Here is a 24,577-nt window from a genome sequence, read left to right on the forward strand (position 1 = left end):
CATTGAAGGCCGGATGCAGTCGGCGCTTGATCCGCCGTCTCCGGTCGGCCACATTGCGTCCGACCTTTCAAACATCCGTCCGCTTTAGCGGAACGCAAGGACCTGTCGCATGGCCGTCGAAGGCAAGGATCGCAGCAAGGCTCTGGAAGCTGGCGCCCAGATGCTCTCGGGCCAGCTCGGCAAGACGGTGCAGCGCCTGCGCAAGGCCTACAACCTGTCGCTGTCGGAGCTCGCCGAGCAGTCGGGCGTCGCCAAGTCGATCATCAGCCAGATCGAGCGCAACGAGACCAACCCGACGCTCGCCACCATCTGGCGCCTCAGCCAGGCGCTCGATATCTCCATCGATCGCGTCCTGTCGAGCGCCGACGACGAGCCCTTTATCCAGAAGTCCTCCCGCGCCGACACGCCCATCCTCGTCTCCGACGACGGCAAGATGCGGCTCGCCATCATCGGTTGGATCAAAACGGTGGAATGGCTGCAGTGGTACGACGTGCAGGCGGAGCCTGGCGCCGTTCTGGACTCGGACAGCCACCAGCGCGGCTCCGTCGAGTGCCTGTCCGTCCTCGAGGGGGAGTTTGAGGTCGAGGTTGGCGGCGTCGTGCAGCAGGCAAGGACCGGCGAGAGCCTGCGCTACCGCTGCGACCGGCCGCACACCGTGCGCTGCATCGGCGACGCCCCCGGCCGCGCGGTGATGGTCTGTATCCTCAAGGCCGCGGTGATGGACTGAGGGCGGGCGCACCCCGCCCGCTCGCTGCCGTTGCCATCGAGGCCTTCGACCTCGTGCCGTCGTCGCGAGGTGGATGCCCGCGACAAGCGCGGGCATGACAGCTGCCAAGTCGCGCCGGTCGGGCCTACTGCGTCGCTTTCGGCCGTGGCGGCAGGGACAGAAGATATTCCGCCATCGCCTCGCGGTCGGCCTGCGGCAGCTTGGCCGTGTTGCCGACAACCGGCGCCATGGTGGAGCCGACCGAATCGAACTCCGGCGTGAAGCCGCTCGTCAGGAGCTCGACCACCTCACTCTTCGACCAGCCGCCAATGCCGTCGGGCGACGGTGTGATATTGGGCGCGGACCCCTTGCCATCCGGCGACGGACCGCCGGCGAAGCGCGCCTCTGCTATGATGCCGCCGAGGACATTGCGCGGGCTGTGGCACTCGGCGCAATGCCCAGGTCCCTCGACGAGATAGGCTCCACGGTTCCAGGCCGCGCTCTTCGAGGCGTCCGGCTGGAACGCCTCCCCGTCGAGGAAGGCGAGCTTCCACAGCCCGATGCCGCGGCGGATGTTGTAGGGGAAGGCAAGGTCGTGCGCCGGCGCCTCACCCTCCACGGGCGCCAGCGTGCGGATGAAGGCGAACATGTCGCGCAGGTCCGCGGCCGCCATACGCTGATAGGAGGTGTAGGGGAAGGCCGGGTAATAGTGCTCGCCGTCGGGCGAGACACCCTGGCGCATGGCGCGGATGAAGTCCGCCTCGCTCCAGGCGCCGATACCGTCGCGCGGATGCGGCGAGATATTCGGCACATGGAAGGTGCCGAACGTCGTCTCGAGCGCATGGCCGCCGCCGAGGCGCAGCTTGTCGTCCTGCCCCGGCGTCGCATGGCAGGAGGTGCAGCCGCCGGCGTAGAACATAGCCTCGCCATTGGCGAGATCGGGCACTCCGCCGGGCGCCTCGTCGGCCCCGGAGGCGGTCAGCGCCGGGCTCGTCGCGACCCAGAAGGCCCCGGCGCCGATGATCGCGAGCCCGACAACGGCCGAGAGCGCCCGCCGCATGCCAGCCTCAGTTCTTCTTGATGCGGAAGGTCTCGTGGCAGCCGCCGCAGTTCTTCGTGACGGTACCGAACGCGACCTTGAAGCTGTCGAGGTCGCTGGTCGACGACAGGCCTTGCTGCGCATCCGCCTCGAACTTGGCGAAGGCCGCCTTGAAGCCCGCATTGTCCTGCCACACCGCCGGCGCGGCCGTCGTCTCGCCTACGTCGCTGCCGGCAGGGAACAGCGTCACCGCCTTTTCCGCGACCGTGACGTAGGTCGTCAGCACCTGTCGCGCCTTCTCGAGCTCGAACGGCGCCTCGCCCTTGGCGATGGCGGCGCCCGTCCGCGTTGCGGCCCCCGCATCCTTCATCAGCTGCTGGCGCTGCCCGATGACGTTTTCCTGCGCCAGCGCGGCCGTGGCCCCAATGACGACAACGGCAGCAGCCGTAACGATCAGCTTCATGCGTCCTCTCTCCCTCGTCCAAACGACTCGCCGGCAGTCGGCGCCGCCAGACCCGGCGGATAGAAAGCGCATGCTCTGGCGTCGTTCCAATGACGAGCTCGTGAACCGGTGGCGTTCTCCCCGCCCGTTTCGGCCAAAAGCCCCGCGTGGCTCCCGCGCGGAGCCTTATGCCGCCCGCCGCGCCTCAGCCTCGCGGATGGCCGCGAAGATGCGGTCGGGCGTTGCCGGCATGTCGACATGCGCAATGCCGTAGGCCCGGTGCAGCGCATCGATCACCGCATTCATCGTGGCGGGCGTCGCCCCGATGGCGCCTGCCTCGCCAGCCCCCTTCATGCCCATCACATTCGTCGTCGACGGCACGTTGCGCGTCTCGAAGGTAAAGGAGGGCAGGTCGTCGGCTCGCGGCAGGCGATAGTCCATGAGCGACGCAGTGACGAGCTGGCCGCCCTCGTCATAGATGACGCGTTCGTGCAGTGCCTGGCCGATGCCCTGAACGGCGCCGCCATGCACCTGCCCGGCAAGCAGCAACGGGTTCAGGGTGACGCCGAAATCATCGACAACCGTGTAGCGCACGATCGTGACCGCGCCTGTCTCGGGGTCGACCTCCACCTCGGCGACATGGGTGCCGTTGGGATAGGTGTCGGCCGGCGGTGTCCAGTCCTCGCGGGCCCTGAGCATGTCCGCGCTCGCGCCTGGCAGCGTGGCAATCTCGGCGAAGGAGAGGCCGCGGTCGGTGCCGGCGATGCGCACGCCGCCGGCGGCGATCTCGAGATCCGCCGGCCCGGCCTCCAGCGCCTCGGAGGCGAGTTGCTTGAGCTTCGCGACAAGGCTGATCGAGGCCTTCTGCACGGCGGCGCCGCCGACCGGGATGGAGCGCGAGCCGCCCGTGCCGCTCCCGGTCGCAATGGCATCCGTATCGCCCTGCAGGACGCGGATCCGGTCCATCGGCAGGTCGAGCTGCTGCGAAGCGAGCTGGGCATAGGCCGTCAGGTGCCCCTGCCCCGTCGACTGGGTGCCGATCAGCACTGTCGCCGACCCGCCCTCCTCGATCCGCACCTCTGCGGCCTCGGGCCCGCCGCCGGCGCAGGCCTCGATATAGGAGGCCATGCCGATGCCGCGCAGCAGCCCCTTCTTGCGCGAGGCGCGGAGCCGCTCCTTGAAGCCGGCATGGTCGGCCACCTCGAGCGCGCGGCGCAGATGCCCCTCGAACTCGCCGGTGTCGTAGACCCGGCCGGTCGAGGTCCTGTAGGGCATCTTCTCGGGCTTGATGAAGTTGAGCGCTCTCAGCGCATCCGGCGCCTTGCCGATGGTGTGGGCGATGTAGTCGACGAAGCGCTCGATGGCATAGGCGGCCTCGGGACGGCCGGCCCCGCGATAGGCGTCCACCGGCACGGTATTGGTGTAGATGCCGCGCACGCGCACATCGATCGCCGGTATGTCGTAGCAGCCCGGCGACATGGTCGCCCCGGCCGCCGGCACATAGGGCCCGAACTGCGAGGCATAGGCGCCGAGATCGGCCTTGAGGTCGACGCGCATGGCAAGGAAACGGCCACGGCGGTCGAGCGCCATCTCGAGCGTCGTGACGTTGTCGCGCCCCTGCGTGTCGCCGAGGAAATGCTCGGAGCGCTCGGCCACCCAGCGCACGGGCCGCCCGAGCTGCTCGGCCGCGAACATCGTCAGCGGATATTCGCGATACATGAAGATCTTGGTGCCGAAGCCGCCGCCGACGTCCGGCGTGACGACGCGGATATTGCCGGGCTCGACCTTGAAGATGTGCCTCGCGAGAATGTCGCGGATGTCGTGGCTGCCCTGGCTGCCGAGCGTCAGGGTCCAGCGGCTCTTGCCGGCGTCATATTCGGCGAGACAGGCGCGCGTTTCGAGATAATTGGCGACGAGGCGGTTGTTGACGAGCGTCAGCGAGACGACGCGGTCGGCCTTGGCGAAGGCCTTGTCGGTCTTCGCCTTGTCGCCGTGGTGCGTGTCGAAGGCGACGTTGCCCGGCACCTCGGGCCAGACCAGCGGCGCGCCCTCGGCGAGCGCGGCCTCCATGCCGACGGCGACCGGCAGCGGCTCCCAGTCGATGGCGAGCGCTTCCGCCGCATCCCGCCCGGCCGCTTCCGTCTCGGCCACGATGAAGGCCACGGCCTCGCCGATGTGGCGCACGGTGTCCTTCGGCAGCACCGGGTTCGGCGGCAGCACCATGCGCTTGCCGTCGCTGTTCTTGACCGGGCCGAGGCAGGGGATGTCGCCGAGATGGGCGACGTCCTCAGCCGTGTAGACCGCGAGCACGCCTGGCATGGCGCGCACCTCGGCCACGTTCTCGATCGCGAAGCGCGCGTGGGCGTGCGGGCTGCGCACGACGACGGCGTGGGCCATGCCTTCGGCAGCGATGTCGGACGTGTAGCGTCCGGTCCCCGTCACGAAACGCGCGTCCTCGACGCGCCGCACCGCCTGCCCCACACCGAACTTCATCGCACGCATCGCATGGTCCTTTCGTCGGTCGTTTCGGTCAGCTGGCCTCGCCCCCCGCCGACTGCGAGGCTTCCCTGAGGCCCCGGCGGCCGCCGCGCAGCGCGATCACGAGATAGCGCAGCACGATGTAGAAGACCGGAGTCAGGAAGAGGCCGAAAAACGTCACCCCCAGCATACCCGAGAAGACGGCCGTGCCCAGTGCCTGGCGCATCTCGGCGCCGGGGCCGCTGGCGATGACGAGCGGCACGACGCCGAGAATGAAGGCGAAGGCCGTCATCAGGATGGGCCGCAGACGCAGGCGCGCCGCCTCGACCACCGCCTCCACGGGCTTCTTGCCCTGCTCCTCCGCCTGCTTGGCGAACTCGACGATGAGAATCGCGTTCTTCGCCGCAAGGCCGATGAGCACCACGAGGCCGATCTGCGTCAGGATGTTGTTGTCCATCCCCCGCAGCGTCACGCCGATCATGGCGGCCAGCACGCTCATCGGCACGATGAGCACGATGGCGAGCGGCAGGGCCCAGCTCTCGTACTGGGCGGCCAGCACCAGGAACACGAAGACGACGGCGAGCGCGAAGATGAAGATCGCCGTGTTGCCCGTTGCCTTCTCCTGGAAGGCGAGGTCCGTCCATTCGAAGCCGACGCCTGGCGGCACGGTGGTGTTCGTCACCTGCTCCATGGCATCGAGCGCCGCACCCGTCGACACGCCCGGCGCCGCGTCACCCTGCAGCGGGACGCTGGTGAACATATTGTAACGCTGGATCAGCACCGGCCCCGCGACGTCGCGGATCTGTACCAGCGAACCGAGCGGCACGAGCGCGCCGTTGGCGCTGCGCACCTTCAGGCGCTCGATGTCCGACCGCTCGATGCGGAAACGCTCGTCCGCCTGCACGCGCACCTGGTAGATGCGGCCGAAGGCATTGAAGTCGTTCGCATAGGCGGAGCCGAGGTTGATCTGCAGCGCCTCGAACACGTTCGCCAGCGGCACGTCGAGCATGCGCGCCTTGGTGCGGTCGATGTCGAGGTAGATCTGCGGCGTGTTGGCCCCGAAAGTCGTGAACACGCGGGTCACGTTCGGGTTCTGGTTGGCCGCGATCATCACCTCCTGCGTCACCGCGAGCAGCTGCTCGATCCCGAGCCCGATGCGGTCCTGCAGCTGCAGCTTGAAGCCGCCGGCATTGCCGAGGCCCTGCACGGGCGGCGGCGGAATGGCGATGGTGAACGCCTCCTGGATCTGTTGAAGCTGGCCCATGAGCTGGCCGGCAATGGCATTGGCGTTGAGCCCCTGAGGCAGGCGCTCCTCGAAGGGCGTCAGCGTCGCGAAGATCACGGCCGAGTTCGAGTTGGTCGTGAAGGTCGCGCCGTTGAGGCCCACGATGCCGACCGCATGGGCGACGCCTGGTACCTGCATGGCGATCTCGCTGGCGCGCTTGGCAACCGCATCCGTGCGCGACAGGGACGCGCCGTCGGGCAGTTGCAGCACGACAATGAGATAGCCCTGATCCTGCGCGGGAATGAAGCCCGTCGGCACGCGCTGGGTGATATGGGCCGTCGCCGCGACGAGGCCGCCATAGACGGCAAGCGCCAGGACGAGCACCGACTTGCGCCCGACAAGCCCGCGTACGGAGCGTGCATAGCCGTTGGAGGCCTTGTCGAAGCCCCGGTTGAAACCGCCCGCGAGCCGATTGCCGATGCGCGCGAGCAGCGAGCGCGGCTGATGGTGCGGGTCGTGGGGCTTCAAGAGGAGCGCGCACAGGGCCGGCGACAGCGTCAACGAATTGAAGGCCGAGATGATCGTCGAGACGGCGATGGTCAGTGCGAACTGCTGGTAGAACCGCCCGGAAATGCCCGGGATGAACGCCGTCGGGATGAACACCGCCGACAGCACCAGGGCGATCGAGACGAGCGCCGTGCCCACCTCATCCATCGTCTCGTGCGCGGCATCGCGCGGCGACATGCCGAGGGCGATGTTGCGCTCGACGTTCTCGACCACGACGATGGCGTCGTCGACCACGATGCCGATGGCGAGCACGAGGCCGAACAGCGTCAGCGTGTTGAGCGAGAAGCCCATCAGCGCCATCACCGCGAAGGTGCCGACCAGCGACACCGGAATGGCGACGATGGGAATGATCGCCGTGCGCCAGGATTGCAGGAAGACGACGACAACGATGATGACGAGCAGAACTGCCTCAAAAAGGGTCTTGTAGACCTCTTTGACCGATGCCGCGATATATTCCGTCGGGTTGTAGACGATCGTGTAGTCGATGCCGGGCGGGAAATCCTTCTTGATCTCCTCCATCTTCGCGATGACGTCTTCCGATGCCTGGAGAGCGTTGGTGCCCGGGCGCTGGAAGATGCCGATGGCAACGGCCTGCTTGTTGTCGAGATAGGAGTTCGTCACGTAGTCGCGGGCGCCGAACTCCACCCGTGCCACGTCCTGCAGACGCACCAGCCGCCCGCCCTCGCCTGCCTTGACGATGATATCGCGGAACTGGCGTACGTCGCTGAAGCGCCCCTGCGTCTGTACCGTTATCTGGAAAGCCTGGTCCGCCGGCGCCGGCTGCTGGCCGAGCGCGCCGCCCGAGACCTGCACGTTCTGCTCGCGCAGCGCCTGCACGATGTCGCCCGCCGACAGGCCGTAGGACGACAGGCGGTTGGGATCGAGCCAGACACGCAGCGAATATTCGCGCACGCCGAAGACGGTAATGTCGCCGACACCTTCGAGGCGCAGAAGCTGGTCACGCACCCGGATGAGGGCGTAATTCGAGAGATAGAGTTCGTCGAAGGTGTTGTCCGGCGACAGGAGGTGCACAACCATGAGGAAGTTCGGCGAGCTCTTGCGCGTCGTCACGCCGAGCTGGCGCACCTCTTCCGGCAGCCGCGGCAGCGCGACGGACACGCGGTTCTGCACGAGCACGTTCGCCTGGTCGAGATCGGTGCCGATGTCGAAGGTGATCGTGAGCTGCATCGTCCCGTCGGCCGTCGAATACGAGGACATGTAGAGCATGCCCTCGACGCCGTTGACCTCCTGCTCGATCGGCGTCGCCACCGTCTCGGCGACTGTCTTGGCGTCGGCGCCTGGATATTGCGCGCTGACGACGATGGTCGGCGGGGCGATGTCGGGATATTGCGCAACCGGCAGGTTGGCGTAGGCGATGAAGCCGACGAGCAGCGTCACGATCGACAGCACGGAGGCAAAAATCGGCCGGTCGACGAAGAAATGCGGGAACTTCATCGCGGAGAACTCCAGCGGGAATGCGGGCGGCCGTGCCGGCGGCCGCGGCGTCAAGAGGGAACGTCAGCGCGTCGGCGGCAGCGTCGTCATCTCGGGCGCGACCGCCGCGCCGGGACGCACGCGCTGAAGGCCGTTGACGACGATGGTCTCGTCGCCCTTCAGGCCCTCCCGGATCAGGCGGTAGCCGTCGATGCGCGGACCGGGGCGCACGAGCTGCGCCTTGACCGTGTTGTCCTCGCCGACAACCCAGACGAGCCGGCGCTCCTGGTCGGTGGCAATCGCCTCGTCGGGCACGAGCACGCCCTGATAGGGCGGCGAGCCGGGCACCGAGACGCGGCCGAAGAGGCCCGGCGTGATGAACAGCTCCGCATTCGGCACGATGGCGCGCAGGCGCATGGTGCCGCTCGCCTCGTCGAGCCGGTTGTCGACGAAGTCGAGCTTGCCCTCGCGAGCCGGCTTCGTCTCGTCCGTCAGCGCGATCTGGACCGCGACCGGCTCGCCCGAGCCGTTGGACGCATCGAGGTTGAAAACACGGTTGTACGCCAGGAACGAGCGCTCATCGACGTCGAAATAGAAGTAGATCGGATCGAGGCTGACGATGGTGGTCAGCAGCGTGTCATTGGCGTTGACGAGATTGCCGACGCTGACAAAGCGACGGCTGATGCGGCCCGAGATCGGTGCCTTGACCTCGCTGAACTCGTAGTTGAGGCTCGCCTCCTGCATCGCCGCCTGAGCCCGGTCGAGTTCGGCCTTGGCAGTGAGAAAGTTCTGGCGCCGCTGGTCGAGCAACTGGTCGGAGATGTTGCCCGTGCGGCGCAGTGATTCGGCGCGCTCCAGATCGCTCTCGGCGAAGTTGAGCCGCGCCTGGGCGGACACGAGGGTTGCCTGAGCCTGGTCGAGCGCGGCCTTGTACTGCCGCCGGTCGATGACGAAGAGCACGTCGCCGGCCTTGACATTGGCGCCGTCCTCGAAGTCCACGCGCTCGAGATAGCCCGAGACGCGCGAGCGCACCTCAACCATGTCGACCGCTGCGAAACGGCCCGTGAAGTCGTCGCGCTCGACAACTTCCTTCACGACCGGCTTGGCGACCGTCACCGGGGGAGGCGGTGGAGCGCCCTGCCCGGCCTGCTGCCCGCCGGTGTCGGAACATGCCGCCAGCCCAGCGACGATGAGCGAAAGGAAAAGGGGACGCATCGCGCGCATGGAAATCCACCAGTTCAGCAAGGGGAGAAAGAGACGCTACCGCTCAAGGACGTTTGGCAGGAGCCTATATCGAGTGCACGCCCCGGGATAACAAGGGCAGCAGATGCAACATTCGCCACCGAATTGCCATGGTTGCTTCAATGCAACACCGAAATGATGGCGCGAAGACCGTCTTTCCGCCGCGCGGCAGCCTCATTCGCGCAGCAAACGGCCGTGGAGGCTCTTGATTCCATTCAGGGCGAAAAACCGCTATCGTGCTGATGATAGTGCGTTCCCGCCGGTGAGGATATTTTCCTCTGAACCGGGGCGGCCTCCGTCAAGGTGCGAAAGCCTAGCCTTCGACTGGACCGCCGCTCGCGATCCAGTCCTTGAAGCCGCCGCGATAGTGCTCGGACAGATCAAGGCCTGCTGCCCGGCTCAGCATCAGGGCCTGCTGGGAGCGCACACCCGCCGCGCAGGAAAACACGATTCGACGTCCCGCATAGGCGGCAAGAGCGCCGGGATCGAAGCTGGAAAGCGGCAGGGAAACGCTGCCGGGAATGTGCCCGGCGGCAAATTCATGCGGCTCGCGCACATCGACGAGCACGAGCGAGCCGTCGGCAAGTCCCGCCGCCACGGTCTCGCGATCGAGGTCAATCACCGTCGTCATGTCCTGCCCTCGCCGTCGCGCCCTTCCACCTCCGGAGATTCGGAGGCGGACGCGGAGATTGTCGCCTCCCGGCGGACAAGACAAGAGCGGTGATACGGGAGCGACCTGTCTCCCGACCGTGCCGCAAGACAGGTGCCAAGACGTTACGAGATCGGCGGAATGCGCAATACCTGGCCCGGATAGATCTTATCGGGATGGGTCAGCATCGGCCGGTTGGCCTCGAAGATCACGGTGTGCTTGGCGCCGTTGCCCTTGCCGTAATGGCTTTCGGCGATCTTCCACAGCGTGTCGCCCTTCACCACGGTGTACATCGTCGCCTTGGGCGCTTCCTGCTCCACGATGAGCGCATCGTCCACTGCCGCGACGCCGACAGTGTTGCCGAGCGCCAGGATGACCTTCTCGGCCTCCTCCGTCGACAGGGTCTTGCCGGACACCTTCACGGTGTCGCCGGATACGGCGATGTCGAGCCCGTCGACCTTGAGGCCGTGCTTGGCGACTTCCTTCTTCAGTTCTTCGGGCGTCGCGGCCTTCGCCTCGCTTGCGCCGAAGAGCTTCTCTCCGGCTTCCTTGATGAAGCTGAACAATCCCATGACATCAACTCCCTCTTCAAAAAAACTTGGGCCCGCCCGATCCGCGGGGATCGACTGCATCAGCTGCCGCGGTAGGTGGCATAGCTCCAGGGAGAAACGAGCAGTGGCACGTGGTAATGGCCGTCGGGCTCGGCAAGGCCGCACCGCAACGGCACATCATCAAGGAAAGGCAGATCCGTCCCGCCGCGCCCGTCGCGCCGGAAATAGGCACCCACGTGGAATACGAGTTCGTAGCGCCCGGGCCGGTAGTCGGCCGCTGCGAGGAGCGGCGCATCGGTCCGCCCGTCGCCATTCGTCACGGCCTCGGTGACCGGCGTCCGTGTCCCGTCCGCCTCGATCCGGAAGAGCTCGATGCGAATGCCGGCGGCCGGGCGGCCGGCGGCGGTATCGAGCACATGTGTGGTCAGCCGGCCCATCGGCTCCTCCTGCTGGACGATTCTTCGGGCAAGGCGCTGACCGCGTCAACCATATCGGCGGCGACTAAAACCCGTCGAAAAACGTGCTTTGAAGCGGCCGCCGCGGCGTCGTTGGACAATTCATCCGCCATGCCTTAATGCCTGCAGCAGCCGGTGATGAGCTGCAACGGAGCCTGCCCATGAGCATCAAGCCTAGTGTCGTCGAAGCCATCGGCAACACCCCTCTCATCCGCCTCGCGCGGGCCTCCGAGATGACGGGCTGCGAGATTCTCGGCAAGGCCGAGTTCATGAACCCCGGCCAGTCCGTCAAGGACCGGGCGGCGCTGTTCATCATCAAGGACGCGGTGGCGAAAGGCACCCTGAAGCCCGGCGGCACCATCGTCGAGGGCACGGCCGGTAACACGGGCATCGGCCTCGCGCTTGTCGGCAATGCGATGGGCTTCCGCACCGTCATCGTCATTCCCGACACCCAGTCGCAGGAGAAGAAGGACACGCTTCGCCTCCTTGGGGCCGAACTCGTCGAGGTGCCGGCCGTCCCCTATGCCAACCCCAACAACTACGTGAAGGTCTCCGGCCGCCTCGCCGAGGAGATCGCGGCGAGCGATCCCCGGGGCGCGATCTGGGCCAACCAGTTCGACAATGTCGCCAACCGGCAGGCGCATATCGAGACTACGGGCCCCGAAATCTGGGACGCGACGGGCGGCAAGGTCGACGGCTTCATCTGCGCCGTCGGCACCGGCGGCACGCTCGCCGGCGTCGCCATGGCGCTGAAGGAGCGCAACCCGAAGATCACCGTCGGCCTTGCCGATCCCATGGGCGCCGCCCTCTACCACTACTACGCCCACGGCAGCCTCAAGGCCGAGGGTTCGTCCATCACCGAGGGCATCGGCCAGGGCCGTATCACCAAGAACGTCGAAGGGGCGCCCGTCGACGTCGCCTTCCAGATCCCGGACGAGGAGGCCATTCCCCTCGTCTTCGAGCTGCTGGAGCATGAGGGCCTGTGCCTCGGTGGCTCGTCCGGCATCAATGTCGCCGGCGCCATTCGCCTTGCCCGGCATCTCGGCCCGGGCCATACCATCGTGACGGTGCTATGCGATTATGGCACGCGCTATCAGTCGAAGCTGTTCAACCCCAACTTTCTGCGCGAGAAGGGCCTGCCGGTGCCAGCCTGGCTCGATCGCGGCCCGCAGGTGAAAGCGCCGCTCGTCGCCGCATGATCCCCTCGATTTCCGAACGGGAGGCTGTCGCAGCGCCATGGAGAGCCAAGTCGAGGTCCGCCTGCGCCTCCTGCTGGGCCCGTCCATCGCCATCGGCCCCGGCAAGGCGGAGCTGCTACGCGGCATCCGCGAGACAGGCTCGATCGCCGCAGCCGGCCGGCGCATGAACATGAGCTACCGACGCAGCTGGCTCCTGGTGCGTACCATGAACACCTGCTTCCGCGAGCCGCTCGTCGATGCCGCCAAGGGCGGCTCTGGCGGCGGCGGCGCGCGCCTCACCGACGCGGGCCTGCGCGTCCTCGTCCTCTATGAGGAGATGGAGCGCAAGGCGCGGCAGTCCATCGCCGGCGAAGTCGCCGGGCTGCGTGCCATGATGCGCGACGCACCAGAGGAGTGATTCCTCCCTTCCCGAGACCGGCCCAGCTCGTGCCGATACCGGAGGGGGATAGGTGCCGCCTATCCCCGATATGCCGCAGATATCATATCGGTTTCAAGGCACGGCTGTGCATCATGGCACTTGAGGCACGGTCGCGCGGGAGCGACCGTGGCCGGATGAGAGGCCAGATTGCAGGGTTTAGATGAAGCATTGGCGGCGGCGTGGCGGCTGATCGTCACGGGTGACACAGCCCTCGTCGAGATTGTCGCCCTCTCGCTGAAGGTCAGCCTTACCGCCGTCTTCTGTGCCGCCGTGGTCGGTCTGCCGCTCGGCGCGGTCCTGGCGCTCGTCCGATTTCCCGGTCGCGGTCCCGTCATCGTCGTCATCGATGCCCTGATGGGCCTGCCGCCGGTGGTCGCAGGTCTCTTCGTCTATCTTCTCCTCTCCCGCGCCGGTCCCCTCGGCCCGTACGGCCTGCTGTTCACCCCGACGGCCATGGTGATCGCCCAGACCCTGCTGGTGATCCCGATCATCGCGGCGCTGACCCGGCAGGTGGTCACCGACCTCTGGGCGGAATACTGCGAGCAACTCACCTCCCTCGGGGCCGGCCGACTGCGGGCCGTGCCGACGCTTCTGTGGGACGCGCGCTCCAGCCTCGTCACGGCGATCCTTGCCGGGCTCGGCCGCGCCATGGCGGAGGTCGGCGCCATCCTCGTCGTGGGCGGCAACATCGACGGCGTCACGCGCACCATGACTACAGCCATCGCGCTCGAGACGAGCAAGGGCGACCTGCCCCTTGCCCTCGGCCTCGGCATCGTGTTGCTCGTCATCGTGCTCGCCATCAACGCCGCGGCCCACATGCTTGGCGCCACGGCCCGCCGCGCCGCGGGATGAGGCCGCCGATGCATGCCCGGGCCACCATCCTTCCCCTCAGCCTCGACCGGGTGACCTATGCGCGCGGCGGCGAGACACTCATCGACGGCATCTCGGTCACCATTGGTTCGTCGAGCCGCACCGTCGTCCTTGGCCCCAACGGCGCCGGCAAGAGCCTGCTGCTGCGCCTGTGCCACGGCCTGGTCGCGCCGACCGACGGCGCGGTGCGCTGGGCCGGCGCCGACGCCTTCGGACGCCGCGACACCGCCGGGCGGCAGGCGATGGTCTTCCAGCGGCCGGTGCTGCTGCGCCGCTCGGCCCTCGCCAACATCACCTATGCCCTGGCGCTGCAAGGCCGCCTCGAGCGCGGCGAGCGCGATGCGCGTGCCCGCGAAGCGCTCGCGAGCGTCGGTCTCGCCCATGTCGCCGAGCGGCCGGCGCGCGTGCTCTCCGGTGGAGAGCAGCAGCGCCTCGCGATTGCGCGCGCGGCCGCCCTTGAGCCGGACGTGCTTTTCCTCGACGAGCCGACGGCCAGCCTCGATCCCGGCGCCTCCCGCGCGATCGAGGACGCCATCCGCGCCATCGACGCCGCCGGCACCAAGATCATCATGACGACGCACGATCTCGGCCAGGCCCGACGCCTCGCCGAAGAGGTGCTGTTTCTCTGCCGCGGCCGGCTCATGGAGCATACCCCCGCTGGGGAATTCTTCGAGCACCCGCGCACGCCGCAGGCGGCTGCCTTCCTGCGCGGCGACCTCGTGGCCTGAACGATTGGGCCGGCGATGACAATGAGGCTGTTCGAAACGACCCGCCGCGCCGTCATCGCCGCGGCCGTGGGCGCAGCAATCTGGGGATTTGCGGCCCCGGCCGGGGCGCAGACGGCGGAAAGGCCCTTCATCACCGTCGCCTCCACGACCTCCACCGAGCAATCCGGCCTCTTCAAGCATCTCCTGCCGCAGTTCACCGGGAAGACCGGCATCGAGGTGCGCGTCGTCGCGGTCGGCACCGGCCAGGCGCTGAAGATTGGCGAGCGCGGCGATGCCGACCTGGTCTTCGTCCACGCCAGAAGCGCGGAGGAGGACTTTGTTGCCAAGGGCTTCGGCGTTGGCCGCTCCGACGTCATGTACAACGACTTCGTCCTCGTGGGGCCGAAGAGTGACCCGGCCGGCGTCAAGGGCAGTCGCGATGCCGTCAAGGCGCTGCAGGCCATCGCCCTCAAGAAGGCGCCCTTCGTCTCGCGCGGCGACGACAGCGGCACGCACCAGGCCGAGCTCGACCTTTGGCAACGCGCGGCGCTCCATCCCAAGGCCGACGGCAACTGGTATCGCGAGACGGGCTCGGGCATGGGGCCCGCCCTTAACACCGCGGCCGCCATGGACGCCTACATCCTCGCCGACCGCGGCACGTGGCTGAGCTTCAAGAACCGCGGCGATCTCACTCTCCTCGTCGAGGGCGACGACCGGCTCTTCAACCAATACGGCATCATCCTCGTCAATCCGGCGCGCCACGCGCATGTGAAGGAAAAGGAAGCCCGCACCTTCATCAACTGGGTCATCTCGCCCGAGGGCCAGGCGGCCATCGCCGCCTACAGGATCGAGGGCGAGCAGCTCTTCTTCCCCAATGCCCGCAGGAAGGGCGCCTGACCGTCCGACGGCAGCCTGCGCCGCAACGCCGCTTCCTGCGCCGCGCCCGAATCCGTCTATACTTGCGCAATGTTCGTATCGGGCGCAGCAGACACCTTCCTTCTCGGCGTCGACGGCGGGGGCACCCAGTGCCGCCTGCGCCTGCGCTCCGGCGACGGCGCCCTCGTCGGCGAGGCGAGCGGAGGGCCTTCCAATATCCGTTTCGATCCTGAGACGGTAGCCCGCGCCATCCTCGCCGGCTGCCACGCGATCCTCGACCGCGCCGGCCTTCCACGCGAGACGACATCGCTCATCCACGCCGGCTTCGGCCTCGCCGGGGCGGCGCAGACCTCCGCCCGCGAGCAGTTCCTGGCGAGCCGGCTGCCCTTCCGCTCGATCTCGCTCGATACGGATGCTTATGCCGCTTGGCTCGGCGCTTTCGGTGGCGAGAACGGGGCCATCCTCATCGTCGGCACCGGCTCCTGCGGCCTGTCGATCGTCAACGGGGAGCGAACCTACGTGGGTGGCTGGGGGGCCGAGATTTCCGACGAAGGCAGCGGGCTAGCAATCGGCCGCGAGGCGATCAGGCGGGCGCTCTGGGCCCATGACGGGCGGGCGACGATGACCGCGCTGGCAGAGACGCTGCTCGACGGCTTCGGCCGCAATCCCGAGATGATCATCGACTGGGCGCGCTCTGCCCGTCCGGCCGATTTCGCGCGCCTGGCGCCACTCGTCTTCGATTATGCGAACCAGCGTGATCCCTTGGCCATAAGCCTCGTGGAGACAGCCGCGCGTGATGTCACCCGCATCGCCGAGCGCCTTCTTTCCGCCGGCGCTCCACGACTGTGCCTCATGGGCGGCGTCGCCGGCGCGTTGAGGCCCTGGCTGCCGCCCTATGTCACTGACAGGATCGTCCCGGCGGCGGCCGACGCGACCGAAGGGGCCATCCTGATGGCCTGCCGGGCGGCTGGCGGCAACTGACCCTGCAGACTACGGTCAATAAGGCCGCTTTCTCTTTTACTAAAAAACTGATAAATTTTTACCGATCTCTAATGGAGGGGCGCGGCCATGTTACCGCTCATTCGGTCTCGTTACACCTTGGCGGCCTTGGCCGCAGCAGGTGCTTATGCCTTGTCTTTCGTCCCGGCCGGTGCCCAGCAGGCTCCGACGATCAACCTCGGCCCGTTCCAGGCCATCGTGTGCCAGCCTGTTCCGCCAAACACGGCTCCGGCTTTCGTGCTCGAGCGCGGCGGCCAGTGCCCCGTCGGATTCGTCGCCGTGGTTGCCGATCGGCCTGCCGCGATTGACGCGCCCTCTCCGCTTGCTGACAACTCGAGCAGCAGCGGCTAAGCCGGCAGAAGAAGAAGCGTAGACGAGACAGCGTTCGGCAGTTTCATCTGAAAACCCGCAGACCTTCTGCGGGTTTTGTTTTGCATCCAACCGTCCGCCCCGCCCGGACAAATTGCTCCTGAGCGCGGCCCGAGCGGCAGCCTTTCCCCTCCTTGCGACATTGCTCCGCCGGTCTGCACGGCTGTGGCTGGAGCCCCCAAAGGGGAACGCAGCCCCGGCATGAGGCCGGGCAGCCCGCCTGCCCCTTCCCGCAGAAAATCGTCCAGGATTCGAGGGCCAGGGCAGGAATGCTGCCCTCGATATCCCCTTGGATCGGCGACGCCGCGCGAGGACACGCGCGGCCGTCATGCCGCACGCCCATCGGCGCACTGAGGCCGGAGCCGGGGCCCCGCAAGGTAGAGAATACATCGCCACTGAACGATTGAACGCCGCGCGCCTCGATCAAAGGCAACCACCAAACCCATAAAACCCTATGGTTAACAGTTACTTCAAATTTTACCATAAGTTGAATTAAGATTAGGACAATAATCTTCGACAATGAATACGTACAATTGCGCTTTTATCAGCAGGGGATATTTATAAGAAGGGACGCAGAATTGCCGCATTCGAAACAATAAGAGGCGTCCCACCATGAAGACCAAAGAGCTTGCCATTGCCGCAGCCGCAATGCTGTGCATGTCTGCGGCCCCAGCCATGACCGCCCCCTCTGTCGACCCGCTCGAGGAGGTTGGGCTCGGCACTTCGACACACATCCACCTCGGAATGTCCGTGCCGATCCCCCAGGGCTATTACGAACTTTGCATCGCCCAGCCGTCCGTCTGTCGCCCGCGCAAGGGCCAGGCGGATGTCACACGCGACGGTCAGGTGGTCCTGTCGCGCAAGAGGCTGCAGCAGATGGTGGCCGTCAACGCCGCGGTCAACCGCAGCATGCGCGCTGTCGAGGACATCAACCGGCTCGGCGTCGCGGACAAGTGGAGCATTGGCGGTGCGTCGGGCGACTGCGAGGATTTCGCTCTGACCAAGCGCCAGCGCCTGCTCGCGCAGGGCTGGCCCTCCAGCGCCCTTCTCATCGCGCTTGTGCGCACGTCGTGGGGCCAGCAGCACGCCGTGCTGCTGGTGCGCACCGACAGGGGCGACTATGCCCTCGATAACCTCGTTCAGGAGGTCAAGCCCTGGCGCAGCACGTCCTATTCCTGGGAAAAGGTACAGTCACCGACGCAGATGTGGGTCTGGCACAACGTCTGATCTGGCGCCGGGCGGGCCTCACGCGCTCCGGCCCGGCTTTCGACTTTTGGCTGCATAGGGATAGTAGCTTCCCTCCCCCGATGCCGCAGCGACCCCGTTGAGCGCGACATAGACCGTCTCGCCCTTGACCCGGCGAAGTTCCTTGAGGCTCTGCAGCACCTCGCGCTGCGTCGTCGTCTTCCAGTGCACGACATAGAGCACCACGTCGGCATAGACGGCGAGCAGCAACGGATCGGAGACGACGGCCAGCGGTGGCGCATCGAGAATGATGACGTCGAAGGCCTTGCGGCAACCCTCGAGCAACGCCCGGAAACGGGCTGAATCGAGGATGCTCTCGGCCGGGAAGAACTGGGCATCGCCGCTGATGAAGGCCGACATGTCGCTGAGCGGGTCTATGACCCGCACATCGTTGACATGGGCAGTCGTGGCCCGGTCGGCGAGGATGTCGACAAGGCCCGTCTTGACGTCGACCTTGAGCAGGCGATGCACACTCGGCTTGCGCAGGTCGCAGTCGATGAGGAGCGTTCTGCGGCCTGCCAGAGCCGCCGCCCGGCCGAGTGCGACGGCCGTGACGGACTTGCCCTCCCCCGGCTTCGTCGAGGTGACGAGCACGACCTTTCCCCCCGCCTCGCCTTCGCCGGCGCTCATCAGGATGTCGAGCCCCAGGCGCAGGCGGCGGATCGCCTCGGCGTAGCCCGAGCCGGGCTCGCGCACCACCTTGTCCTGCACTGGCACGGCGGCTCTGGCCGACTCGACCTGCGGCAGGCTTGCGACGACGTCGAGCCCCGTCGCCTCCTCGACCTCGTCCGCCTTGAGGAAGCCGCGTCCAAAGGTGTCGCGAACCCAGGCGATACCGAAACCCGCACCGAAGGCGAGGAACAGCGAGGCGACGAGGATCGGCAACGTCGGCGGAAAGCTCGGCCGCACCGCGGCCATCGCCTCGGCGACGATGCGGCTGTCCGCCAGCACGAGGCCACGCTGCTGGCTCACCTGTCTAAGGCGACCGAGGTAGTTCTGATAGAGCGCGCGGTTCGCCGCCACCTCTTCGCGCAGCTTGTAGAGCTGGACCGACGCATCAGCCGGCAGGTCTGACGTGTTGACGAGCATGTCGAGGTCGCGGCGCACCTGCTGTGCGCGCTGCTCGGACGCATCGGCCGCGCGCTGCAGTTCCTCGGTGCGGGCACGGCCGAGCGCCACGATCCGGGCATCGATGGCAGCGATGCGTGTGCGCAGGGCTGTAACCCGCGCCGGCGGCAACCTTCCGGCCGACAGTTGCCGCTCGATCTCCCGGCGCTCCTCGGTGAGGGCATCGCTCTCGCCCCCTGCCAAGGCCCTTGCGATGCCGGTGGTGTCTGCGTCTTGCACCAGGGGCTCGAGCGTTCGCAGCCGCGCGAGCGCATCAGTCCGTGCGGCAATGTCCTCCTCGAGAGCCGTCCGGAGCGAAACCAGGCGGTTGCGGCCGTCCTCCCCCATCCGCTCCATCGCCTGCTCCAGCGTGAATCGGTCGAGTTCGGCTTCGGCCCGCCGCAGTTCCTCGCCGAGGTCGGTCACGCGGCTGGCGAGAACGCGCTCCGCATTCGCCACGAGCCGCAGCCGGCTCGCGATCTGGTCTTCAATATAGGCCTGGGCATAGGCATTGGCGATGCGGGCCGCCTTGTCCGGATCGCGCGAGGAGGCTTCGATGGCGATGATCGAGGTGACGCCGCGGCGGGCGATGTCGACGCGCCGCGCCAGCCGGTCGATGATGCGCCGCTCGACGCGCGGCGGAAGGGGCTGTCCCGGCTGCGCCTGCCCCTCGGACCCATCGACGGCGGCCGGCCACAATCCCGCGGCGATCTGGGTTAGAAGATCCGGCCGGTTAAATTCCTCGTCGTCCTGCAGGTTGAGCCGGGCGATGACGCGCCGCGCGATCACCGGCGAGGCCATGATCTCCACCTCACCGTCGACGGCGCCGATATTGGGCGGAGCGGGCGTAACGTTGTCGAGGCTGACCAGCCTCTGCTCCCGCGGGTCGATCATGACGAGCGTCGTCGCGGAATAGCGCGAGGGGATCTGCGACAGTACAAGGATGACGAGCCCCAGAACGGCGATGACCGTGACGGCGATGGTGAATCGCTGGCGACGCAGCAGGCCCGTAAGCGACTGGAGATCGAACTCGTTCAAGGGTGCCCCTCCTCCCGGCCGGTCGCCCCGTCGCGGGGCGGCACGGGACTCGTCGACCAGGGTATCGGCTTTCGGAAGAGCGCAGCGGAGATGGCGTTGCGCGGCGAATGCGGAAGACGCACGAACGCCATGAGCTCTCCTTATCCCCGAACGGGACAACTGACAGCAAAAAGGCTAGCACGCTGAAGGGGCGGGCGACAACGCGCACGACGACTGCCTATGACGTGAGAAAACGATACCCCCGCCCCTCGAGGCACAGGCACGACAGCACGTCCGAGGCGAAGGCTCCTGTGTCGATTCCGATGCGGTTCCGACAGACCTCGGGCGCCGCGACGATCGTATGGCCGTGAACGACAACCTTCTCGTAGACCTCTGCCGCATCCAGGAACGGCCGGCGGATGCCGACGAGATCCTCCGGACGCTGCTGCGCGAGTGGCCCCCCCGGCCTGATGCCAGCATGCACGAAGAGATAGTCGCCGACGACATGCGTCAGCGCGCAGCGTCGCAGGAAATCGACATGACCCTGCGGCATGTGCCGCCGCAGGACATCTGGCAGTTCCGGAAAGCCGCGCTCTGGCGCGAGGTTGCGCCAATCGATACCGTAGGATGCGAGCGTCGCGTCGCCGCCGTTCGTCAGCCAGGCCATGGCATCGCCGCTGCCCATCAGCGCGGAAAGGAGCATGACCTCATGGTTGCCGATGAGCGGATGGAAGGCGGCGCCCGGTAGCGGCCCGGCCGCCAGCATCTCAAGCACCTGCGCCGAGTCCGGCCCCCGGTCGACATAGTCCCCGAGCGTCACCAGCGCCACCTCTCCGCCATGGCCTCGTGTGTCCTCCGCGATGGCGGCAAGCACGCGGGCGAGCAGATCCGCCCGCCCGTGGACATCGCCGACGCAATAGACGCGCAGCCCCTCCGGCACTGCCGCAGCGCCGAGGCTGACGGTGCGCAGCCGGCGGCGCGCCGAAAACATCCCCGACCATCGTGCGCGTCGCGCCGCGATCATCCCGTCCTCCCCGCCGCCCTGCGCCACACCTGCACAAGCCGTTCGATGAAGACCGCGCTGTCGAGATCGGCCGTATGGCGCACCGCCGCCGCTTCTCCCATGCGCCGGCGCATCTCCCCGTCGCCGATGAGCACGGTGAGCGCATCGGCAAGCGCACCCGCGTCGCCCACGGGCACGAGCCGGCCCTCGACCCCGTCATGGAGGATCTCCGGGACAGCTCCGACCGGGGTCGCCACAACCGGCTTGCCCGCCGCCATCGCCTCCACGATGCTCATCGGCAGGTTCTCGGCCCGGGACGGCAGGACGACGATATCGGCCCGCCCCGCCAGCATCTTTGCCGCGCCCGCATCGAGCCAGCCGGGAAAGGTGACGAGCCCCGACAGGCCGAGGCTTTCCGCCCGCGCGCGAAAGCGCTCCACAGCTCCGTTGCCGGCGATCGTGCAGCGCCAGCCACCAACGCTGCGCCCGCGCAACAGGGACAGCGCGTCGAGCAGCACGTCGGTGCCCTTGCGCTCGCCGACCTCGCCAAGCACGACGAGATGTACGCCGCCATCCTCACGTTCCGCCGCAGCCGGGACGCGTGGCACGGCATTGTAGACGATCGCCGTCGCCACCTCCGGCCCGGCGATGCGCGTGACGAAATCCCGCCAGTGATTGCCAAGCACCACAACGCAGGTCGCACGGCGGAACAGGGTGCGGATCGCCGCCTGCATGAAGGAGCCGCAGGCGGCGTAGTAATCGTCGAAATTGGCTCCGTGCAGATGCACCACGACAGGAACGCCCACGAGCGACAGGACGCGCTCCATCAACGCCTTGCGCAGCACGCTGCCACGAGTGGCGAGATTGAGATGCGCCACATCCGCCCCGCCGCTGAGGCCGAGAGCAAGGCAGCGCGCGAGCGCACCGGCGAAGACAAGGGGCGACAGGAGCTTGCCGAGGCGGCCCCGCGTCGTCACGCAGATGAGCCGCACATCCTCCCCGCCCCTGTCGGCGAGCGCTGCGGCCATCGCCTCGACGACCCGGTCCATGCCCCCGTCGATGCCGAGGCGGGTCACGATAACGGTCAGGGTCGGCCCGGCGGCTGCGGCTGTCATGGCACGGCCTCTCGCCCTGCGGACGCGGGCAGGAAACGCAGAAGTCGCGGCATCGCTGCGGCGACGATGGCGTGTTCCGCCGCCGGCAGCCGCCGCGCCCGGCCGAGCACCACGGCAAGGTGCACGAGCGCCGCCAGCGCCGCGACGAGGATCTGCATGGCCGGCATCACATCCGCCGCCATCAGACGCGCGCCCATGCCGACAATGAGCGCGCTCGCGACGACGACGAGGAGGAAGGGCAGATCGCAGATGCCGCGCACGCCGCTCCTCCTGAGGCTCGCCGCGAGCAGGAGCAGACGCGCGCCGATGTCGAGAATCGGGATGACAAGGGCAGCAACGAGCGGCATCACCAGACCGGTCAGGATGAGCATCCCGAGCCAGAAGAGACCGATGGGCAGGACGGTGGCGAGCGCCCGCCGGCGCGCCATCACGGCAGCCGCCGTCTCCAGGCTGCGATAGAAGCCATAGAGCGGCGGCAGGACGAAGAGCACCGGCAGCAGCCAGTCGAGACCCGCAAAACGCCCGCCGGCGAGCAGCGCCAGCACCGCCGGCCCGCCGGCAAGCAGGCCGACGACAGCCGTGGAGAAGACGACGAGGTCGAGCTTGAACACGAGCGACAGCGCCGCCGCCATTGGGGCCTGCGAGCCGGCGCGCGCCGCATGGCTCATCACCGCCGGCTCGATGAAGGGCGACAGCACAATGCCCGATGTCAGGCGCAGGAAGCTCAACATTAGCCCCTGCATGAAGGAGAAGGCCGCGAGGAGTTCGACCGGCATCGCCCCCGACACCGCCAGACGCACTGCGGGCGGGCTCATGACCATGGCGCCGGCCGTGCTGAGATAGCTCGCGCCGGCAAGCGCCACGAGGTTCTGCCGCGGCGTCTGCCCGCTCCCGGACATCGCGCCGAGCCGGGCAACACCCACCGCTGCCGCGCCGACGAGGGCGAGCCCGGCAAGGGCTGTGGTCGCGGCGCAAAGCATGACGACGGTCGCTGCCTCCACGGGCCAGCCGAGCCCAACGGCCGTCACGAGGGCGGCGAGCCGTACAAGTGGCTCGCCGACGGCGACGGCGCGGCTCAGCCGTTGTTGCCCAAGGACTTGGCAGATGCTTTCGGCGTCGCTCGCGAGGAGAAGTCCCGCTGCCCAGACAACGGCGGCGGCGATCAGCACGCCGTGGGCCGATGCCGGCAGGAAACCGCCCGCCGACGCCAGGAAGGCGACGAGGGCGAACAGGGCGAGCACGCCGAGCCGCACCGCCGCGACGCGGCCCAGCAAGCGCCGCAGGCCGGGACCGTCGCCCGCATGATGACGCGCGCTCGCCTCATAGGCGAGCACCGTCGGCACGCCAAAGAGCAGGAGCGACTGCGCCAGGAGGGCTGCCGCCATTGCCACCGCATAGCCGGCATAATCGGCGAGCGGCAGCACGCGTACGACGAGGAGCTGGAAGGCAAAGCCGAGCGCGACGGCGGCGAGGCGCCCGCTGGCGAAGATGAGGAGGCTGCTGCCGAGGCTCACGGGCGCATGCACGGATCAGTCCCCCGCGACGTCCGACGGCACCGGCCGACAGTCGAGACCGATGACGCGGAAGAGGCCTTGATACACCGCCTCGGGCGAATGATGACGCTCGACATAGGCGAAGGCGGCAGCCCGGCAGGCGGCTCTCTTCCCGTCATCAGCCAGGAGCGCCTCGATGCGGATGGCGAAGGCCTCGCCGTCCGCGGCCTCGAGCACGCAGCCCGCGGCCTCCTCCTTCAGGCCGGCGCGCGCAAGCGGGCTCGCCACCACCGGCAGGCCGTGCGCCAGATAGTCGAGGAGCTTGACGTTGAGCCCGCTGCCGATGCGCTGCGGCGCGATGGCGAGTGCCGCGCGCGACAGGTACGGTGCAAGATCGGCCACGGCGCCATGCCGCTCCACCCCCCGCGGCAGATCGGGGAAAGCCGTGCCGATGGCGCCGACGACATCGAGGCGAATCTTCGGCCGCCGCCCCTGCAGGCGCGGCCAGACGTCGCCCAAAAACCATTCGAGGGCATCGACATTGGCCGGATTGTGCGAACCGACGAAGACGAGCCGATCGGGATCGGCGGCCGCCTGCGCAACACGCACCGCCCTGCGCGGCATCGAGGCGACCAGCACGGGCGGGGCAGCGGGATGGGCCGAGAGCTGCCGCGCCTCCTCCTCCTGGATCGCCACGGCGGCATCGAGGCCGCTGACGAGCCCCACCTCCTCGTTGAGCGTCATCGCCGGCACGTCAGGCAAACGCCCCTGCTCCACGAAACGGTGGTGGCGCAGCGACATGAGATCGTGAAGATAGACGATGCCGCGCGCGCCATGTGCCATGGCAAGGCGGGCAAGCGGCGCAAGAAAGACATAGTCCGCGATGACGGCGCGGCATGGTGCACGCGCCAGCTCGGCCTCGACCGTTGCGATCTCCCCGGCCGTCACGGGCAGGGTGGCCGGCCAGACGCCGGGCGAGCCCCGCCCGCTGCGCAGGATCCGCCCGGCGATCGCTCCGATGGCGCCGATCCACGGGCCGGGCCGCGTCGCGACGACCCACCGGCCCAGCCGCAGAGCCTGCGCGCAATGGAGGCGGTCGAAGCTGCCAGCGGGTAGGTCGATGCGCATGGCCGGCCGCCGCCCGAAGGCGCGCGCAGAGACGACGAGGAGGTCGACGCGCGCCCCTCGGTCCCGCAGCGCTTCGGCCAGCGCGACGAGAACGGCCGTGTTGCCGACGCGCGCATGGGTCGGCACCCGCCGCATGACGATGAGGATTCTCGGCCCCGCCTGCCCCAACGCATCTCCTCCGGCGTGGGACGCCTCCGCGCCCGCCCGCCGGCATCATTGTCGGGCCGGCCTTGCTCGGCCGCA

At 67.9% G+C, this 24,577-nt stretch carries 21 protein-coding genes; 8 read left to right on the plus strand and 13 right to left on the minus strand.

Translation table 11 applies throughout. From position 1 onward, the window contains the following. Positions 1-109: 109 nt before the first annotated feature. The gene (locus tag BOQ54_RS12315; protein ID WP_071923994.1) at positions 110-727 is read left to right on the plus strand and encodes a helix-turn-helix domain-containing protein; all 618 of its coding nucleotides are present in this window, start codon (positions 110-112) and stop codon (positions 725-727) included. A gap of 124 nt (positions 728-851) precedes the next feature. Here the strand turns inward: BOQ54_RS12315 and BOQ54_RS12320 are convergent, their stop codons facing one another. From BOQ54_RS12320 to uraH, 8 genes are all read right to left on the minus strand, one after another. Further along, the gene (locus tag BOQ54_RS12320) at positions 852-1,766 is read right to left on the minus strand and encodes a c-type cytochrome (protein ID WP_063189187.1); all 915 of its coding nucleotides are present in this window, start codon (positions 1,764-1,766) and stop codon (positions 852-854) included. Between the two features lie 7 nt (positions 1,767-1,773). Further along, complete coding sequence (locus BOQ54_RS12325) at positions 1,774-2,208, minus strand: c-type cytochrome (RefSeq protein WP_055457388.1); 435 nt, start codon at positions 2,206-2,208, stop codon at positions 1,774-1,776. Positions 2,209-2,373: 165 nt separating this feature from the next. Next, positions 2,374-4,689: a xanthine dehydrogenase family protein molybdopterin-binding subunit gene (locus BOQ54_RS12330; protein WP_063189189.1), complete on the minus strand. Its 2,316-nt coding sequence runs from the start codon at positions 4,687-4,689 to the stop codon at positions 2,374-2,376. Between the two features lie 28 nt (positions 4,690-4,717). After that, entirely contained in the window at positions 4,718-7,912 is a 3,195-nt protein-coding gene (locus BOQ54_RS12335) for an efflux RND transporter permease subunit (protein ID WP_055457881.1), read from the minus strand. Positions 7,913-7,975: 63 nt separating this feature from the next. Beyond that, the gene (locus BOQ54_RS12340; RefSeq protein ID WP_186437983.1) at positions 7,976-9,115 is read right to left on the minus strand and encodes an efflux RND transporter periplasmic adaptor subunit; all 1,140 of its coding nucleotides are present in this window, start codon (positions 9,113-9,115) and stop codon (positions 7,976-7,978) included. A gap of 331 nt (positions 9,116-9,446) precedes the next feature. Next, positions 9,447-9,764: a rhodanese-like domain-containing protein gene (locus tag BOQ54_RS12345; RefSeq protein WP_055457391.1), complete on the minus strand. Its 318-nt coding sequence runs from the start codon at positions 9,762-9,764 to the stop codon at positions 9,447-9,449. A gap of 143 nt (positions 9,765-9,907) precedes the next feature. After that, the gene (gene lysM / locus BOQ54_RS12350) at positions 9,908-10,354 is read right to left on the minus strand and encodes a peptidoglycan-binding protein LysM (protein WP_055457392.1); all 447 of its coding nucleotides are present in this window, start codon (positions 10,352-10,354) and stop codon (positions 9,908-9,910) included. 59 nt (positions 10,355-10,413) lie between these two features. After that, entirely contained in the window at positions 10,414-10,770 is a 357-nt protein-coding gene (gene uraH / locus BOQ54_RS12355) for a hydroxyisourate hydrolase (RefSeq protein ID WP_071923995.1), read from the minus strand. A gap of 179 nt (positions 10,771-10,949) precedes the next feature. Here uraH and BOQ54_RS12360 point away from each other — a divergent pair, with 179 nt between their 5' ends. The 7 genes from BOQ54_RS12360 to BOQ54_RS12395 all read left to right on the plus strand — a co-directional run bounded on the left by BOQ54_RS12360 (position 10,950) and on the right by BOQ54_RS12395 (position 17,453). Next, positions 10,950-11,987, plus strand: a complete 1,038-nt coding sequence (locus tag BOQ54_RS12360; protein WP_055457394.1) for a cysteine synthase A — start codon at positions 10,950-10,952, stop codon at positions 11,985-11,987. Between the two features lie 37 nt (positions 11,988-12,024). Next, on the plus strand, positions 12,025-12,384 hold the full coding sequence (locus BOQ54_RS12365) for a winged helix-turn-helix domain-containing protein (protein WP_055457395.1): 360 nt from the start codon (positions 12,025-12,027) through the stop codon (positions 12,382-12,384). A 168-nt stretch (positions 12,385-12,552) separates the two neighbouring features. Then, entirely contained in the window at positions 12,553-13,257 is a 705-nt protein-coding gene (locus BOQ54_RS12370; protein ID WP_055457396.1) for an ABC transporter permease, read from the plus strand. Between the two features lie 8 nt (positions 13,258-13,265). Next, positions 13,266-14,003, plus strand: coding sequence for an ATP-binding cassette domain-containing protein (locus BOQ54_RS12375; protein WP_055457397.1), 738 nt, complete (start codon positions 13,266-13,268; stop codon positions 14,001-14,003). A gap of 15 nt (positions 14,004-14,018) precedes the next feature. After that, positions 14,019-14,879, plus strand: a complete 861-nt coding sequence (locus BOQ54_RS12380) for an extracellular solute-binding protein (protein WP_083585974.1) — start codon at positions 14,019-14,021, stop codon at positions 14,877-14,879. Positions 14,880-14,948: 69 nt separating this feature from the next. Beyond that, positions 14,949-15,839, plus strand: a complete 891-nt coding sequence (locus BOQ54_RS12385) for a BadF/BadG/BcrA/BcrD ATPase family protein (protein WP_055457399.1) — start codon at positions 14,949-14,951, stop codon at positions 15,837-15,839. Positions 15,840-16,838: 999 nt separating this feature from the next. Continuing rightward, complete coding sequence (locus BOQ54_RS12395) at positions 16,839-17,453, plus strand: transglutaminase-like cysteine peptidase (protein WP_055457401.1); 615 nt, start codon at positions 16,839-16,841, stop codon at positions 17,451-17,453. An 18-nt stretch (positions 17,454-17,471) separates the two neighbouring features. Here BOQ54_RS12395 and BOQ54_RS12400 read toward each other — a convergent pair whose 3' ends face one another. The 5 genes from BOQ54_RS12400 to BOQ54_RS12420 form a co-directional block, all read right to left on the minus strand. After that, complete coding sequence (locus tag BOQ54_RS12400) at positions 17,472-19,616, minus strand: GumC family protein (protein ID WP_071923997.1); 2,145 nt, start codon at positions 19,614-19,616, stop codon at positions 17,472-17,474. A 217-nt stretch (positions 19,617-19,833) separates the two neighbouring features. Further along, positions 19,834-20,586 (minus strand): metallophosphoesterase, encoded by a 753-nt coding sequence (locus BOQ54_RS12405; RefSeq protein WP_071923998.1) that lies wholly within the window; start codon positions 20,584-20,586, stop codon positions 19,834-19,836. A 29-nt stretch (positions 20,587-20,615) separates the two neighbouring features. Next, positions 20,616-21,713: a glycosyltransferase family 4 protein gene (locus BOQ54_RS12410; protein ID WP_071923999.1), complete on the minus strand. Its 1,098-nt coding sequence runs from the start codon at positions 21,711-21,713 to the stop codon at positions 20,616-20,618. After that, positions 21,710-23,239 carry a hypothetical protein gene (locus BOQ54_RS12415; RefSeq protein ID WP_071924000.1) on the minus strand — a complete coding sequence of 510 codons (1,530 nt, stop codon included), beginning with the start codon at positions 23,237-23,239 and terminating at the stop codon, positions 21,710-21,712. Before BOQ54_RS12415 ends, BOQ54_RS12410 begins: the two co-directional genes overlap by 4 nt. 3 nt (positions 23,240-23,242) lie before the next feature. Next, positions 23,243-24,502: a glycosyltransferase gene (locus tag BOQ54_RS12420; RefSeq protein ID WP_055457406.1), complete on the minus strand. Its 1,260-nt coding sequence runs from the start codon at positions 24,500-24,502 to the stop codon at positions 23,243-23,245. Positions 24,503-24,577 lie beyond the last annotated feature (75 nt).

Source organism: Chelatococcus daeguensis (genome assembly GCF_001887265.1).
Taxonomy (GTDB): Bacteria; Pseudomonadota; Alphaproteobacteria; order Rhizobiales; family Beijerinckiaceae; genus Chelatococcus_A; species Chelatococcus_A sambhunathii.